Source organism: Rheinheimera metallidurans, from assembly GCF_036983985.1.
GTDB lineage: Bacteria > Pseudomonadota > Gammaproteobacteria > Enterobacterales > Alteromonadaceae > Alishewanella > Alishewanella metallidurans.
On the sequence record NZ_JALAHQ010000001.1, the window covers coordinates 203451 to 218707 of the forward strand.

The 15257-nt window shown below is 42.1% G+C and carries 18 protein-coding genes; 6 read left to right on the forward strand and 12 right to left on the reverse strand.

The features are described from left to right. Nucleotides 1-109 precede the first annotated feature (109 nt). The 9 genes from MN199_RS00995 to MN199_RS01035 all read right to left on the reverse strand — a co-directional run bounded on the left by MN199_RS00995 (nt 110) and on the right by MN199_RS01035 (nt 6970). A complete protein-coding gene (locus MN199_RS00995) occupies nt 110-445 on the reverse strand; it encodes a hypothetical protein (protein WP_335738122.1) in 336 nt (111 codons plus the stop codon). 48 nt (nt 446-493) lie between these two features. Beyond that, complete coding sequence (locus MN199_RS01000) at nt 494-757, reverse strand: helix-turn-helix domain-containing protein (protein WP_335738123.1); 264 nt, start codon at nt 755-757, stop codon at nt 494-496. After that, nucleotides 757-1164, reverse strand: coding sequence for a DUF2787 family protein (locus MN199_RS01005; RefSeq protein ID WP_335738124.1), 408 nt, complete (start codon nt 1162-1164; stop codon nt 757-759). The genes MN199_RS01000 and MN199_RS01005 overlap by 1 nt, the downstream gene beginning before the upstream one ends. Before the next feature lie 47 nt (nt 1165-1211). After that, nucleotides 1212-1658, reverse strand: coding sequence for a JAB domain-containing protein (locus MN199_RS01010; RefSeq protein WP_335738125.1), 447 nt, complete (start codon nt 1656-1658; stop codon nt 1212-1214). Between the two features lie 65 nt (nt 1659-1723). After that, nucleotides 1724-2185, reverse strand: coding sequence for a DUF6641 family protein (locus MN199_RS01015; protein ID WP_335738126.1), 462 nt, complete (start codon nt 2183-2185; stop codon nt 1724-1726). A 44-nt stretch (nt 2186-2229) separates the two neighbouring features. Next, on the reverse strand, nt 2230-4245 hold the full coding sequence (locus MN199_RS01020) for an AAA family ATPase (RefSeq protein ID WP_335738127.1): 2016 nt from the start codon (nt 4243-4245) through the stop codon (nt 2230-2232). Further along, nucleotides 4229-5152: a tyrosine-type recombinase/integrase gene (locus tag MN199_RS01025; RefSeq protein ID WP_335738128.1), complete on the reverse strand. Its 924-nt coding sequence runs from the start codon at nt 5150-5152 to the stop codon at nt 4229-4231. Before MN199_RS01025 ends, MN199_RS01020 begins: the two co-directional genes overlap by 17 nt. 111 nt (nt 5153-5263) lie before the next feature. After that, complete coding sequence (locus MN199_RS01030; RefSeq protein WP_335738129.1) at nt 5264-6304, reverse strand: hypothetical protein; 1041 nt, start codon at nt 6302-6304, stop codon at nt 5264-5266. Between the two features lie 9 nt (nt 6305-6313). Continuing rightward, nucleotides 6314-6970, reverse strand: coding sequence for a hypothetical protein (locus MN199_RS01035; protein WP_335738130.1), 657 nt, complete (start codon nt 6968-6970; stop codon nt 6314-6316). 652 nt (nt 6971-7622) lie between these two features. Here MN199_RS01035 and MN199_RS01040 point away from each other — a divergent pair. The 4 genes from MN199_RS01040 (at nt 7623) to MN199_RS01055 (ending at nt 11415) form a co-directional block, all read left to right on the forward strand. Continuing rightward, nucleotides 7623-7997 carry a hypothetical protein gene (locus MN199_RS01040; RefSeq protein ID WP_335738131.1) on the forward strand — a complete coding sequence of 125 codons (375 nt, stop codon included), beginning with the start codon at nt 7623-7625 and terminating at the stop codon, nt 7995-7997. A gap of 155 nt (nt 7998-8152) precedes the next feature. Continuing rightward, complete coding sequence (locus MN199_RS01045; protein WP_335738132.1) at nt 8153-8605, forward strand: hypothetical protein; 453 nt, start codon at nt 8153-8155, stop codon at nt 8603-8605. A gap of 750 nt (nt 8606-9355) precedes the next feature. Next, on the forward strand, nt 9356-9733 hold the full coding sequence (locus tag MN199_RS01050) for a BlaI/MecI/CopY family transcriptional regulator (RefSeq protein WP_335738133.1): 378 nt from the start codon (nt 9356-9358) through the stop codon (nt 9731-9733). A 5-nt stretch (nt 9734-9738) separates the two neighbouring features. Then, nucleotides 9739-11415, forward strand: coding sequence for a M56 family metallopeptidase (locus MN199_RS01055; protein WP_335738134.1), 1677 nt, complete (start codon nt 9739-9741; stop codon nt 11413-11415). Nucleotides 11416-11589: 174 nt separating this feature from the next. Here the strand turns inward: MN199_RS01055 and MN199_RS01060 are convergent, their stop codons facing one another. Further along, nucleotides 11590-11886, reverse strand: coding sequence for a DUF4113 domain-containing protein (locus MN199_RS01060; RefSeq protein WP_335738135.1), 297 nt, complete (start codon nt 11884-11886; stop codon nt 11590-11592). A 116-nt stretch (nt 11887-12002) separates the two neighbouring features. Between MN199_RS01060 and MN199_RS01065 the strand changes: the two genes are divergently transcribed. Next, complete coding sequence (locus MN199_RS01065; protein ID WP_335738136.1) at nt 12003-12707, forward strand: AHH domain-containing protein; 705 nt, start codon at nt 12003-12005, stop codon at nt 12705-12707. A 1-nt stretch (nt 12708) separates the two neighbouring features. Next, the gene (locus MN199_RS01070; RefSeq protein WP_335738137.1) at nt 12709-13287 is read left to right on the forward strand and encodes a hypothetical protein; all 579 of its coding nucleotides are present in this window, start codon (nt 12709-12711) and stop codon (nt 13285-13287) included. Between the two features lie 144 nt (nt 13288-13431). On the opposite strand, the gene MN199_RS01075 is transcribed toward MN199_RS01070, so the two are convergent. Both MN199_RS01075 and MN199_RS01080 read right to left on the reverse strand, forming a co-directional pair. Then, nucleotides 13432-13632, reverse strand: coding sequence for a hypothetical protein (locus MN199_RS01075; RefSeq protein WP_335738138.1), 201 nt, complete (start codon nt 13630-13632; stop codon nt 13432-13434). A 206-nt stretch (nt 13633-13838) separates the two neighbouring features. Then, nucleotides 13839-15047 carry a flagellin N-terminal helical domain-containing protein gene (locus MN199_RS01080; protein ID WP_335738139.1) on the reverse strand — a complete coding sequence of 403 codons (1209 nt, stop codon included), beginning with the start codon at nt 15045-15047 and terminating at the stop codon, nt 13839-13841. Nucleotides 15048-15257 lie beyond the last annotated feature (210 nt).

Below are 15257 nucleotides of genomic sequence, written 5' to 3' on the forward strand. Positions count from 1 at the left end.
CCTGTGAAGCCTTATTGAAGGTACTGCCAATAGAACTTCATGACATTAAACGGTATTGAGAGTTTTACTAATTAAAATAGGAAATAGGTTTATCACGGATAATAATTGACTAGCTTGAGTTGTCTTTTTTGAAGTACTCCATAAATATAACGAGTTCTCTCAGCTGTTCAGATTCAAATAAACAATTACTTTTATCTGATAAACCTATCTCTGGATGTTCCTCACAGCTAAAGTTTTTAGCAGTCGTTATAGTATAACGCTTGCTTTCAGATTCACGTTTATCTGGGCTATCGAAATCAACCCATAGCACAAAATATTGTCTGTCTCGTTTAAACCAAAAGCTTGGACAAACATCGTTGTGCCAACTTTTATCAGTCAACTGTGGGTAGTCCGATAGGTTAAAACCTAAATCAAAGTCGGGCCCAAATTCCGTTTTATAAGACATATAAATATCTCCAATGTTTGTCCAGCCTAAGTATAAGCTGGACAGCTATTATAATGCGGCTATTTTAATAATTGATATATGAGGTTCTACCTCTAACCACTCACACAGCTCTATAAACTCCAACACATCTAATCCACGTTGTGCCTGTTCTATTTTACCAAAGTAACTATGCGGCTTGCCGCTTATGGCTTGAAGGTCACGCATAGTTAACCCTTTAGCTTCGCGCTGCTCACGTAGCCAGTTGCCAAGTGCTACCCGTTTTGGGCTACCGTTTAAATCTGACTTGCTGCGTTGAGTTATGTACTTTGTCATTAGCTTACCTCCACGTCAAACACTTGCATGTCTTGCCAGTAGCTTAAGAAATTGTCTTCCCATATCGGGTATATCTGTGTTGCTGTTTCTATAGGGTAGTAACCACTGATGTCTTGAAACATACCTGATTGAAAATCAAAGTCTAAACACTTAGCCAGCTCTACATCTTGGCCTTGGCCAACATAGCCAAAGTCGGTGATGTAGCATATTACCCAGTTATGACCGTATCGTTCGAGGCGTATCTCTACTGGATGATAGCCACCACGCTCGGCATTGTAACTCGGGTCTCTAAAGTTAATGGTCGCTTCACGGGACTCTTTGTCGTCTCGGTTAATAAGCAGTAGCGATAGCTTATCGCATAGGCGTTTTGATACAGGCAATACTAATTCTTCATATAAAATACGCATAGGGGCACTCTCCTTGAATGGGGGTTGGTAATAACTGAAAAAGCTAACTAGTTAAAAACGTGCGGGTGGGTTTGTTGCAAACTGCTGTAGTTGTTTAAACCAATAATGATGTGGTCAAGCACGGTGATATCCATTACTTTGGCCGCATCGCAAATACTCTTAGTGAACCGAATATCGGCATCGCTGGGCGCTGACTTACCTGATGGATGGTTATGAATAAGCACCACCACCTTTAGGTTAAGTATTACGGCAGTGCGCAGTACTTCAGCCGGTCGAACGCTAACGGCATCAACACTGCCGGTTGCCACGACTTCAAAGCAGCTAATGTCGTGTTGCTTGGTCAGGTTAACGACAATAAACACTTCTTTGGTTTCATACTTTAGATAGTCAAACAGTGCCGCTATTGTTTCGGGTGCGGTAATAGACTGCCCGATGATGGCGCAATCAATATCTTTAAAGCGATACTTCACTTCAATTTCACGCAGGGTTGCCATACATTACCTCCATAACCCTATAAACCTTATGGCCGGTAGGTTCCGGCCATGTCGTGATAGTGTGCTTAAGCCTTATCTGCTTTCGCGCCTTTAGCGGGTTTAGGTGGTTTTGCCGGTGATAGCTGCAATATCTGCGTATCTAATTCACCGGCTTCCACTGCTTTAATCAGGGTTTCGATAATGGTGGGTAATGCCTCTTTATTACCGATATCAATCGCGGCCTTACCCTTATCTATTTCCAGTGTTTTTAAGCCAACTTTAATTTCAAAGTAATAGTGGTCGTTATCATCAAAGTACCAAGGGCGAACAGCCTTGCGCTTACGTACCGTTTTACGCTCGCCGGTCTCGGGGTCTTTGATGGTTTTCTCTTTAAATGCTTCATAGGACTGGCCGTCTATCATGGCCTGAGCCATGGCTAACTGCTCATCCAGCTTTTCAATCAGCTTTAAACGTTTACCTAGGATAGGTGGCTTGGGCTCAATTTTTGGCCGAGCGATAACCTTGAGAGAACTCAATAATGTTGTCATGGGTATGTCCTTTATTGTTACAGTGGCAAAGCCGTTAGCAAGTGCTAGCGTACAAAGCCGATGGTGGGTGTGGGTTGTTTTCTGGTGTTTTCGTCAATCAGCACATTAAGCGCCAGCTGACGGTGTTCTTTGGTGTCACTAAAGCGTAAACGACGCGCTAACAGAGCGAAATCGCCTGGGGTTAATCGACGTAAAGCACTAAGCTCTGACATCTCATCTTTACTCAGCTGTGGCACGCTCACAGTGCGCTTGTAAAGCGTTATGACTTGCGATGCAGTTAGATAGTCACATTGCAGCTTGAAGTCAAAGCGGCGCAGGACAGCGCTGTCCAATGCTGTTTCGAAATTAGTCGCAGCAAACAGCGGTTGAGTAAAGCACTCAAGTTGCGCCAGCAGTTCGTTAACGACTTGCCGTTCATGCTGCATATTTAAGCGCTCGCGGCTGGTCAATAAGCTATCGACCTCATCTAGCAGCAATAGATGGTTATCCCTATGCGCTTGCTGAAATAAGGCGGCTATCTGCTTTTCTGAATCGCCAACATATTTACTTAATACATCCGAGCTTAGTACTCGTTTGATATGGCGGTTATGCTGCTCGGCCATGTAGTGGGCTAAGGCGGTTTTACCTGTACCCGATGGACCACTGATTAATACCCGTATAGGGGCATTGTTAGCCACCGCATGGTTAATCTGTTTTAACACCGAACTAGGCTGCTTAATGTTCAGCATCGTAATATCAAAACTTAACTCGCTTTGATACCGCATACTGTCATCCCATAAGTTACAGGCGCTCAGTGTGCCCTCGATGACATCCTCAATAACGCTTTGTGCCAATGTTCGTTTAAAACCAAGGGTTCGTGAAACATGGCCTGCATTGGCTATTAAGGCGGGTGTCAGGTTAGGTGTTTTACTTAGCCGCTCGTGAAACTCAGCCGATACCGCTAACCCCTTGAATTCGGCCTTACTGATAGTTTGTAATATCTGCTCTTGAGGCGAGTTAACTGACATCACGAGTTTAAAGCGCCGGATATAACTATGTTCAAGTTGCTGTACGTGGTTCGTTATCCAGATAGCAGGTACGGTATTTCGTTCAAGTATCCGATGCACGGATTCTTTGGAGTAATGCATATCGGCATTGAAAAATAAGCTTTCACACTCATCGACTAATAGCATCATATCGCTACCGGCCATTAAGCTTTGTACCATGGTGATATACTGTAATCGCTGCGTATCAGCACTTTTAGCGCCAAACTCGCCTGATAAGTAACCCTCATCAATACGCATATTACGAGCTTCATACAGTGGTAAAGCTAATGTACTGGCAAGCACCTTAGCCAGCTCGGTTTTGCCACTACCAGCTTCACCATAAAGCAGAATATTAATACCCGTTTGTTTCTGCTCAATGGCCTGACTGAGATAGCCTAGCAATAGCTCGGTATCAACATAGCTAAAGTTAGTGGCGTTAAGCTTGGTTGGCAGACACGGGCAGAGCGCATGCTTTAATAGCTGCTCTTTACTTTTCACCTCCTCAGTTGTGATGACATACAGTAGGCTTGGCGTAATGGTGATGTCTTGTGGCTCATCAAGATAACGGTCCATGCTGATTAAGCCACTTTGCTGTAATTGCATTACGCTATTGCCTACCTCGTCACTGCTCATGCCGGATAAATCACACAGTAGCCATTCCAGTGCTTTCTCTTCGATATAACCACCCAGTAGCTCAACCATACGATTTAAGCCTTGGTTGATATTTATCAGCGCTATAAGCCCCAATGCGGGCGCAAAGTTCGGGTTAACATCAAATAGCTGGCACAGCGCCACCATGTTGTTACGAATGCGCTCGCTAAGGGCAGGGGTATCATCGTTAAAGTCGAAAAACGGCAATACCTGTTTACTGTTTAGCTCGCTATTATCACTAAAGGCACGGCCAGTAATACCTCGAAGCGTACTGCGATTAATGCCAGTATGGCTAATATCAACATCAACCAATGCCAGCACCCGTTTAGCATAAAATGCTGCAAGATAGTGACAAGGCAGTGGTTGCTTAGGGAGTGCGGTCATTGTTCCTCCCTGCTGATCGATAACACAGCGTTAGCGCTGCTTGCTTCATAAACTGATGGTCACGCTTGTCATAGACAGTAGTGGTGCTGATATCCGCATGTCCTGCCATTTGACGTACGGTATTGATATCGACGTTTTGCTCCAAAAGGCGGGTGATAAACGTGCGCCGCATGTCGTGTGGCGACACATTTGGCACACCTATGGCGGCTAGTTTACTTTTTATGAGTCTATATACAGCTGAAACGGTTAACCCGACATCGGTGACTATTTTGCCGTTGGTGTAGGTTTTACACAGTAAATAGCCATCCTCTAGCCTACGCAAGCGTAGCCACTCGGCCATGTGCTCTTGACACCATTTAGGCATAAATAAAAGCCGACTTTTATTGCCCTTACCGTGACGTACGAGCAGGGTATGGTTACGTCGGTCATAGTCACTTAATATCAGCGAAACCAGCTCACTGCGACGAAGGCCAGTGCCAAGCAGTAATGCGAATATCGTTACATTTCGTTTAGACACAGCTGAGTTGCCATTGACCAACATATCGAAAAGCTGATTAACCTGACTAGCACTAAGCGGCGTACCTTGATGCTCAGGGTGCTTAAGCCTATTGATGGTCGCGATGTGTGCAGCATCTTTCTGATCTGCAATACCTGTCATCACTGCGACTTTAACGATACCGCGTATCGCAATCATAGCGCGATTAATAGAGCGCGGCTGCCAGCCAGCATTAGTCAGCACAGCGCGTATAACCAATGCTTGTTGATAATCAATCTTAGCGAAGTAAGGGGCATAATCGTCCGGCCAGTTCATTAGCCTTGCTATGCTTTTAAGCTGTGAACCAATAGAGCTACGACTGGTAGGCGATAGTCTGCCTAAATACAGCGCGCAGGGGCATACTGTACTCATAAGAGCACCTCTGTTTTTGTGAGTTATTTTATGATTAAAAGGAAGAGTTAGCGGCAGGAGTAAAGCGCTACACTATGGTAGCGCTGGATAGTCTGGAGTTGCAACCAGTGTTTATGACACGGTAAAATCTTTGTCAGATTTAACGTGGTAGGATTGAAAAATTGCATCGAACTTGTGTTGCACATGATTTGCAATATGAGAGCAGTCATAGTCCGAAAACAGACCACGCATGCGTTTAAATTCTTTTTTCAGCTCCTTATCAATTAAGTCGTGGTCAAAGTACTGTACTTTGTGTTTCGCGAGCTTCAGACGAAAGCTACGACGATGGTTCTTATCCATCGCCTGAAGGGCTGCTTTAATACCAAATAAAGCAATGTAATTTTTTTCAAGTGTTGAAATCTTTTCATCTTCAAATAAGCTGAGATCAAAAAACTCAATGCGATCAATATAGCTGTGCGCAGTTACCTTTTCAGGTAATTCACTGAGGAAACATTTTGGCTGGAGTCGTAATTCAGCACGTGTATCATACTCGTCGATGTCAGGCTTGCCATCGCGTTTACGTTTGGCTTTAAGGCTGTAAACAATAAGCTTTTTCTGTACGCTATCAATAGCGAAATATAAAGTTTCCGGTTTACCATCTTTACCAAAAAAACACGCGCTCTTCATGGCGTGAGTGAAGTTCACATTGATTTCATCCATGTGCATTTTAAAATCATGCGCGATGTCTATACGAGTAACTTTAACTTTGTTTGGATGAAGGTACAGAGTTGCCATGCGGCCGATAATACTCTCAAGCCAGCGGCGTGCTATGAAATAGTCGCCACGAAGCAATGGGAAGCCTGTTAACTCAAAACGAATAAAAGGACGTGTGTGCGCATTAGGCTTCACCTGCACAATCAGTTTGGGAAGGCCCTGATTATTATACTTGTTCTTCAAATCCAATTTCTTGCTTAAAGGCAGGACGATGCTATAGGCATAGCCATTTTGTCTTGTACAGATTTGAAACGGACTAACCTCATGCACACTGCATAGCATTGCAATTATTTGTTTTATGTTACTTTCAATTCCGTCAGCGTCAGGCAGCCAGTGAATTACTGCAGTAAGCTTATCAATTCCGACGCGAAATGAAGGTGAAGTTGTTTTGATGCTCATGAAGTTTCCTTACTTCTTAAGTGCTTTAGTCAACTGGCTGATAAACTTTTTATCAAACTGTTTACTCAGTACTACAGCCAATGCCTTAGGAGAATGCTTTGATCCTGCATATTTCTCGATAGCGTTCACAACTTGTTGCAAGGGATCTGCTTCAGACTCTTTAGGTGGTTTCTTTAAACGTAGGTGGATCATCGCGTCGATAATGCTGCGCTTAGTAACTGACTTTTCAGTAAAGTTTGTGCCGGCTTGCTGCTTAACGTGTTCCATGACTTCCAAGCATTTTTCCTTTGTTAGCTTATTCATTGGTTGCATGGAGTCATCACTGTACTTATGCACTGCATCGATTTTACCAATACGATATGCAACCCGGGCGGCGACCAATTGTCGATTGAGAGTGCCATACTGCTCATAGAAGTTTTCTTCAATAAACTCCTTCATTGAGTTTTTGCCAAACGCTTTCCAGCCTTTGCGAAGGTCAATAGCTAGTAGTAGGAACTTCTGGTTTTTAGCTGCATCATCAAGGCCGTTAACCATTAGATGTTTGTGATCCGATTTGAATTTGAAATCACGCTTTTTTATTGCCATCAGTGCGATTGTGACTGCACTCTTTTTTAATACTTTTTTGCTAACAGCATTTTTGCTGATCGTAGATTTTTTCTTAGCCATAAAGTTTTCTCTCTTACTAAATTAGTAACACATATGAGTAGCTCAATTTCATGAACCGATAATTGATTTACAGTTTTGAATTCACAGAGCAGTGAGTAAATTTTCTGCGAGTTCAGCAGAACTGGATTGATGCAAAAATTTGCTATGTCGCAGTTCGATTACTGATTTACAGATTTAAGAAAGTAAGAAAGGTGACTAAAAAATTATGGTGTGTTTATCCACTTAGTATGTCTACATAGATCCTATCTAGAGCTCTCTATTGATCTCATATAGTTAGATCTGTAGCTGTGTATTAATAGATCTATCTACCAATTACTTATAGCTTACTAGTGGATCATACTTAACTAGATATAAACTACATACATACACTAGAATGTACTAATTAGTGTGCATAAGGCTTTGATTAAAATGTGTAATACTTTCGTAAGCTTTCGTCGTTACGACAAGAGTTTGCGCCATTTTGTTTACTGGTTTCATAACGTCGTTATGACGTTAAATTGCAACCTAATATTAGGATCTTTATTGTAGTCGTAACGGCGGTGGTAACCTTAAAAAATTGATGCGACAATCGTCGTTACGGCGATTATGGTTTGTTATATTATAAGTCGTTGTAAATTATTTTTAATTGAGAGCTCTCGACTGGATTATGAATATGGGTATTAAGTTAAGTTATAAAATGTGCCGCGAGAACCTACCAAACTTGCAAAGCATTATAAACAGAACCAGAAATAAAAAACTTAAGCTGAAGATAGATAAATTGCAGGAGACCAGATACAGCCATGTAAAAGAAGAGAGAGTTGCCTACGTAGAAACGATAAAAGAAATTCTTAAGGATATGGACTCCGAGGATCGTGATAATTTCTATAGGGTTTTTAGGGACAGAAAATATATGGAAGGCAAGACTCAAATCAGGGTGGCTACCTCGACCAGAATACAACTTAAATCTTTAATGGAAAGACAAAGTTGGTCTGACTACGATGCTGCGGTTACTGAGCTTATGGCGTTTTTTAGCGCTAATGGGGGGTAACGTTTTAAGTGTCTTACACTGCCTAAACTGGCTTAACCAATATTACACAGAGACCGCCAGTCCACTGGACTTATGAAGTGGAAATTTATTGGCGTTGCATAAGCCTAAAACTGCTGCTAAGTTATTAAATTTATTGGCTTGAAGGAGTGTCACCATTGATTCCAAAATTCTGGAAACTTTCTCAAGGAACTGATTTCTTCGATCATCAAGATCTGGCCGCATCAATTGAATGTAAATTGGTCCATGTTCACGCCGACACCGCAGCAAAAGGTAAATCATTTGAAGCCCAAGGAGTCCGATTTATTGAAGCGGAGATAGGTGATTATTTTTATCTGACTCATGGAAATCAAGGAGTGTATTTGCTCGGTCAGTTTTCTGGGCCCGCTAATATTTTTTCATTGAAAGGTGATGGATGGGTAGATAGGCCATTCCGATTAATTCGATATGCAAAGCCCAATACCGGATACGATGGCCCTCATAAGTGGTGGGCGCCTAATGATCGTTCTACTTTCACATCGGTTCCTGAGCATGAGCTTATTGATTTTGAAACTCATATTCTGTCACCCTATTTTGGTATCTTTTTTGAACAATTCGGAATTACATTGTAGCTTATTGGCATGTTGACAACCTACACCGTTTCGCCGAATCCTTTAGCAGGAATAACACATCTGCTATGTCGGTATGTCTGGTAACCAGCAGCGCCCTTTAAATTTAGCTTGTCATACTGGGTACTGAAAGAGGTGTACTTGGATGGCTTAAAGCCGGTAGTGGATGATTAAAGTAACAGCCACCAAACAGCGTTGTCCATTCTACGAACGCCATCTCTCTGCCTGACAATACTGACCTGATTGGTAGCTCGAATAAACCTGCTGAATATCCGGCGCTCAGGGTACAGTTGGATCTACAGCCCTTCACATAGCTCCCTAACTCCAGGATCGTCTATTACGTTCAGTCTGCTGCACATACACCGTTAACCAATTTTATAATTGTTTTGCGTCTTTAATAGCTTTATATTTTACAAAGCAGTATTTAGGTTACTTGTTAAATCTCGACGGTAAGACTGCTAAGTGCCAATTGCTGACATCATCCCTTAAATGCAAAAAATTCTATTTCGTCGCTAAAGCAGACATTGATTTACCGTGATTTACATATTGTGCTTCTCCATAAAGTAAAACTTGCATTGTGCACTTCTCTCCTTGTAGTCACATTTATCAATTCTCCCTCAAGTAATACTTGAGTTGACGTGCCGATGAACCGCTTTACCTCGTCTAGAGTTAGCGCTTAAAAAATTTTCTTGACAGTTATTAACTGCACCTCTACATTTGTAGAAGTTTATTTCTACAAATGTAGAGACTAGAATGAAATTAAGTGATTTTGAATTAGATGTGATGCAAATTTTCTGGCAGCAGGGGATCTGCTCGTCACCGGAAATATTTAAGCAAATCGAACAGGTAAAAAATGTAACTTACTCTACAGTTAAAACTATCATTGATCGCCTCGAAGACAAAGGGGCACTTAAACGCGATCGCATTGAGGATCGAGCCATTTACTATGTTCCAGCAGTGACGCAGTCAGAGATTACACAGACTGTATTACCGGGTTTCCTGCGCCGCTTTTTTAATGGCAAAGCCACCGATTTAATTACCCATTTAATGAAGGATGAGGAACTCAGTCAGGATGATATCGCTTATTTGGAAGTATTCTTGAAAAAACAGAAAGAGAAAAATCAGGATTAATCGTAATGGATTATATATTTACCAACTGTGTGATTAGTGCGATTGCTTTTGCTGTTTACAGATCACTGATTAACGCACCGGCACGACTCAGGTTTTACGTTGTAATCACAGCATTAGTTGCTTGGTTTGTTCCCTGGAATCTGGTCACTATTTTGAACCTGCTTGCCGAGCCTGTTGCGCCTATAACGAGCGAATTATTTAATTTAACTCAATTAATGATTGCGGCAGGTGAATTGCAGAAGATGGAAGAGCAATTTGTTGCGGCTTTGCCGCAAACTGTGACCGGCATGAATTGGTTATCTCAGTTTTCAGTGAGTAGTGTGTTTGGGTTGCTAACGATTGTGGGCACGTTTATTTTTGCTACAAAAGTTTATGCTTATATACACTTATTACACTGCTGCAAAGCAGATTCACAAGCGGCGGAATATTTATGGCAAGAATATCAACTTGACGCAGATTTCGTGTCATTACGTGTTACGGCTTGCTGCGATATGGCCATGGCTACAGGCATCAGTAAGCCGGTTGTCTGGTTGTCTGAAGAGCTACTTGACAGCCCTCAGCTAAAGTCGATTCTTACCCACGAACTTAATCATATTCGTCAGCACGACCCAGCATGGATGTGGTTTGTCTCGCTAGCGCACAGTATCTTTTGGTGGAATCCACTGGTACGTGTACTGGTAACCATGGCACGTCACAGCATTGAGCTCAGTTGCGACGAACGCTGCCGCCATCAGTTAAAAGATGACTATGGCCGTGATTTAGCGCTACTTTTTTTGCATCGTAACATTCAAAAAAATGTTACTCATGCGGTGATGCCAGTCAGTCATTTCCGTAACTTCAATCTTAGTCGGATTAAAAACCTCAGCAAGGAAACAACTATGAAAACAAGGTATCTATTAATAACAAGTCTCGGACTCACACTCAGCACGTTGGCTGCCGCATCAATTAGTGACACGCAGCTATCAGCAAAGCAAACTCAGAGCCAGGCCGCAGAACAGCCCACTAATAAAAGGCTACCAATTTACAACGGCAATTTACTTCATGATAAACAAGTGGATGAATTATTAGCGATCAACGAGAATGCCAAAAGCCATGATCATACTGTGTTAGATAGCGTTTATCAGAATTCAGTGAGTTGGTATGTAAATCGCACGGATACTCAGGATCCTCGTTCTGAGCTCTCTCTAAAGCTAATGAGTTTTACCATGATGAGCTATGTGCTAAACAAATTAGAACGCCCAAAGGAGATATTGGCTCTGTATGATGAAATGTTTGATGGTATTACGCTCAAGCGCGTGATGTTTTTACAGCATCACCGCGCAATTGCTTATATGCAGTTAGGAACTCCGGAAAAAGGAATCGAGTTGCTTGAACAAGTAATCGGCTGGCAACCTCAGCCAAAAGATGGCTCGTTGTTATTACTCGCACAGGCATATTTACAAAATAACGATGGGCCTAATGCGATCCGAGTGGCGGAGCTGCTTGAATCACAGAGTGAAATACCAGTGTATGAAATGCAGGCCCTTAACATTAAACGAGCAGGCTATGAGACTTTGGGTGAGAAACAAAAGGCCAGTGAGATAAGCCAGCTTTTAAACGAAAAATACGGGCAGAAAAGCTGGCAGCCTGAGCTGTTTGAGATGGCATCGCCATTGTTAGCTTACTTGCCTGATGCAGAGTAATTGTCGGTAAAACTAAATGAGTTCTGTCGGGTGTGCAAGCGATAAGCGACCGTAAGGCTTGTTCACCCGGATTTCATATTCTGACGAAAAAATAGAACATATCTAAATTTAACAGGCATCAGAATGTTGGCTATAAGTAACGACTTCAGCTTCTCGCTCATAGCCGTCATTAAGTTATTTCGCTACCGGCAATTCGCTCCATTTAGTGGTGTAGGCAGGTGAGAGTAATTCCCTTTTCATGCTCCATTCCTGCTTAGTGCCTTGGCTAGCAAACCAAATGGTCCTAGCGTGTTTGGTGTTCAGATTGTCGATTAGCTGCATAAGCTTTAAATCTGACTCTCGCTGTACAATTGGTTCATCAAACAAACTTGGCTGATATACGCTGGGATCATAAAAGTCAGCGAGCATAACACCTGCCTTTGCGTACCTGTAGCCGTTAACCCATAGTCCATCTAACCTCTGAATATCCATATTTAGATCCAAAAAGTGAATTATTAGTTAAAAATAGATTTACAAATGATTGATGTCAACCTCATCAATAACTAGAATATTGCCAATTGTTGAAACAGATTAGGGAGCGATCTTAAGTGGGCAAAGTTTATTTATCGGGCGTGGGTAGCTATTACGAGCCTAGGCCAAGCAACCCAACTCCTTTAGAGCTGGCTATCCACCGCTTTGAGCAATTAGCCAATCAGCACTATCAAACTGGGTTGGAAAAAATGGATGGTAAAGCAAAGCTAAAACATGAACGTGATTTGCAGCATTTACAACGAGAAAGAATAAGGATTTCTACTCAAGCAGCACTGCAGCAAGACTTAGATAGCTATCGAGCAGACAATAAACAAAAAAACATATCCGAGTTGGCCAACGAGCCTCATCATCCAACTGTGACTCTATCACGCCACCTAACGGCCGTCGCGGAACCAAAACCCAGCTTGGACCATGATGCACATCATATCGTTATGGGTAAAGGACGCTGGCTTGCTTCACAAATGATGAGAGCCAGATTGAACCTGCACCTTAATGGTATCGGCATAAATGATCCAATAAACGGTGTTTGGTTGCCGCGCGATAAAGCGTCAAAAGGTCATTGGGCTACACCTAACTCACCCGCGCACAAAGAAATACATCGCTACAATTATGAAAGTTGGATAAGCACTCGATTAGGCGGTCCAGCCTTACCTGAAAGTTCAGTGCGTAACAGGTTGCGTGATATAAAGCATGTTTTAACCTTTGGTGGTTATCCGGCAAAGATTGTAGAGAAGAAAGATGCACAGTGGACAGGTGAATAGCATGGTGTATCAGCTAAAGCACATACCAAAGACGTACAAGACACTTCAACTTGACGTAATGACAATTGCTGAAAAGCTCGGTGATTATGACTTGATTACTACGTTGATGAACGCGCCGCTTACTGGTGATTCTCTGGCTGGTAAATGGAAGACGATGGAAACGACACTGCAAAGTTTATCTTCGAGTGGCAGAGAGATACCTGATATTGCTCTGTGGGATAGCCAAGGATTGTACTTGTCTGCAAAAGCCTATGATGCACTGGCGGAAAGCTTAAAGACCGATGGCGAATTTCTCCCTATCGTTGTTAATGATAAGCCAGCCTACTTGTTTAACTGCAGAGTGTTTGGCAAAGAGGACCTTTCGTTAACGGAGCGGAAATATTTAGATGGCGAACCTGATGGGGTAGTGTCATTAGTGTTCGATGAAGCTGACGTAACAAAACATAACCGGCATGTTTTTAGATCAAAATTACAAGGCTGCACCATCCTCTATGCAAGTGAGAATTTTAAGCAGTTAGTTGAACAACACCATCTGAACGGTGTAACGTTTGATGAAGATTTACTGAATTCATTTGTGTGAAAGTATATAGATAATGCCCGAGACGAAAATCTCGGGCATCGTTAATCATCTCAGCAACCTAGTTCATTCCTCAGACCAACAATCTGGCCTTCTTGTCTATCTCTACATAATGCTACTGACGAAATACTTACTATCAGAGTAAGACTAAGAACCACTCAGCATATCTAACAGCGAGCCGTATGCCGCTAACGCTGCTGAGTAGCTACGATACTCGCCGCCTAGTTGATACCATCCATTGCATTGATAACCCGGGATAAGCAGGAACAATTGCTCACCAGATTGGTTAGATGTGATTTTCATTAACGATGACAGTTCATGTCCACAGGTTTGCCAATCGCTTAGCATGGTAATCGCCTGTTCCTTCGTAATAGGAGTGTGCTGCATACTTCTATTAACCCAGTTGGTAAATGATAGGTTAAAAATAGGTTTCATTTTGGGAGGTGTCAAATGGTTGAGCGGCATGAGCTAGCAAGTGCTTGAATAGTTGACTGTTTAAAGTGACATAATTGTAAATTTTATCTAAAGTACAGACAGCACCAATGTTTAATTACTTATTGCAGTAATTGCAGAGCTGCTTGTGGCCTCTGGTTAGCCTGTGCCAGTACGGTGGAGCTGGTTTGTTGCAATATCTGTGTTCTAGTTAGTTCAGCGGTTTCTTTTGCATAGTCGGTATCCCGTATTCGGCTTCGTGCAGCAGATAAGTTCTCCTCGATATTAGCTTGGTTTCTAATTATTGATTGCAGTCTATTTTGTGTAGCACCAAGTTTTGCTCTGGCACTATCAACAGTGCTAATAGCTTCATCAATGATATCGAGGTTAAATCTCGTCATTGACTGCTCATCTTCAGGTGGAAATAGTGTATAGGCTTGGCTGCCAAGCTGTTGCGGAGACAGGCCGGTAAGAGTTGATATTTGATCAAGGTTATTTGTAGCATCTAACTGATTATCGGCAAGCCCCTCAAGTCGAAATTGTATAGAGCCATTGAGTAAATGAAACTGGTTTGTAAGTGGATTAACAAGTGCTTGGAAAGACAAATTTGTTTTTAAAATCTCTGTGGCGAATAAAACATTATTTTGCTGAGGATTACTGCCCATATTAAATGGTGGAATAGTAACAAATTCTCCCCCGTTTACACTTACTTGCAAGCCAGTGACAACACCTAAGACCGGCGGATCTGGTAATACAATAGGGTCGCCAATACCTATTAATGTTCCAGCTTGTACTTTCTCCTTGGCACCATCAGTACCATCAACAACAATTTCAGAAAGTCTTAATCCATCAGCAGTAAATCCAAGCTCACTGTCTAGATTGATATTAACGGTTTGCCCTGCATTCGCACCAATTAGAAAATCGCGGTTTAACGTACCGTCTAATAGCGGAATACCTGCGAAGCTAGTCGTACTAGCGACCCGTGTAATTTCCTTATTGAGTTGGTATATCTCATTTTGTATTGCTGTTTTATCTTCTTTGCTGTTAATGCCGCTGCGAGATTGAATAACAAGAGTACGCATACGCTGCGTCATATTAGAAATTTCATCTAAAGAGCCCTCGGCTACCTGAGCCAGTGAAATACCGTCATTAGCATTTCGTATACCCTGAGCTAAACCATTAATTTGACTTGTTAACCGATTAGAGATTTGCAGCCCTGCAGCATCATCGGCGGCGGAGTTAATACGAAATCCCGAAGCTAAGCGCTGAAAGCTTATATTTAAAGCTGGCTCAGTTAGTGCCAGACTTCGCTGAGCGCTCAACGATGACATGTTTGTATTCACATAAATAGACATTGAGAACCCTTGCAAATTACAATTGAAGAAACAATTGAGGACTATAATCCCTGTTAGTTATTGTTATCGTGCCGGAAATAGAAAACTTTAATACATACCTAATGTGCCAAATGTAAGCTTATGATTTAAATTAATTTAAATAATTATATTTATAATTGAGGATTATGATCCGTGGCAGATTAATCC

Bases quoted from the DNA above. Each gene is read 5' to 3' on its own strand.
- MN199_RS00995 (WP_335738122.1), bottom strand. From the start codon at position 445: ATGTCTTATAAAACGGAATTTGGGCCCGACTTTGATTTAGGTTTTAAC.
- MN199_RS01000 (WP_335738123.1), bottom strand. From the start codon at position 757: ATGACAAAGTACATAACTCAACGCAGCAAGTCAGATTTAAACGGTAGC.
- MN199_RS01005 (WP_335738124.1), bottom strand. From the start codon at position 1,164: ATGCGTATTTTATATGAAGAATTAGTATTGCCTGTATCAAAACGCCTA.
- MN199_RS01010 (WP_335738125.1), bottom strand. From the start codon at position 1,658: ATGGCAACCCTGCGTGAAATTGAAGTGAAGTATCGCTTTAAAGATATT.
- MN199_RS01015 (WP_335738126.1), bottom strand. From the start codon at position 2,185: ATGACAACATTATTGAGTTCTCTCAAGGTTATCGCTCGGCCAAAAATT.
- MN199_RS01020 (WP_335738127.1), bottom strand. From the start codon at position 4,245: ATGACCGCACTCCCTAAGCAACCACTGCCTTGTCACTATCTTGCAGCA.
- MN199_RS01025 (WP_335738128.1), bottom strand. From the start codon at position 5,152: ATGAGTACAGTATGCCCCTGCGCGCTGTATTTAGGCAGACTATCGCCT.
- MN199_RS01030 (WP_335738129.1), bottom strand. From the start codon at position 6,304: ATGAGCATCAAAACAACTTCACCTTCATTTCGCGTCGGAATTGATAAG.
- MN199_RS01035 (WP_335738130.1), bottom strand. From the start codon at position 6,970: ATGGCTAAGAAAAAATCTACGATCAGCAAAAATGCTGTTAGCAAAAAA.
- MN199_RS01040 (WP_335738131.1), top strand. From the start codon at position 7,623: ATGGGTATTAAGTTAAGTTATAAAATGTGCCGCGAGAACCTACCAAAC.
- MN199_RS01050 (WP_335738133.1), top strand. From the start codon at position 9,356: ATGAAATTAAGTGATTTTGAATTAGATGTGATGCAAATTTTCTGGCAG.
- MN199_RS01055 (WP_335738134.1), top strand. From the start codon at position 9,739: ATGGATTATATATTTACCAACTGTGTGATTAGTGCGATTGCTTTTGCT.
- MN199_RS01060 (WP_335738135.1), bottom strand. From the start codon at position 11,886: ATGGATATTCAGAGGTTAGATGGACTATGGGTTAACGGCTACAGGTAC.
- MN199_RS01070 (WP_335738137.1), top strand. From the start codon at position 12,709: ATGGTGTATCAGCTAAAGCACATACCAAAGACGTACAAGACACTTCAA.
- MN199_RS01075 (WP_335738138.1), bottom strand. From the start codon at position 13,632: ATGCTAAGCGATTGGCAAACCTGTGGACATGAACTGTCATCGTTAATG.
- MN199_RS01080 (WP_335738139.1), bottom strand. From the start codon at position 15,047: ATGTCATCGTTGAGCGCTCAGCGAAGTCTGGCACTAACTGAGCCAGCT.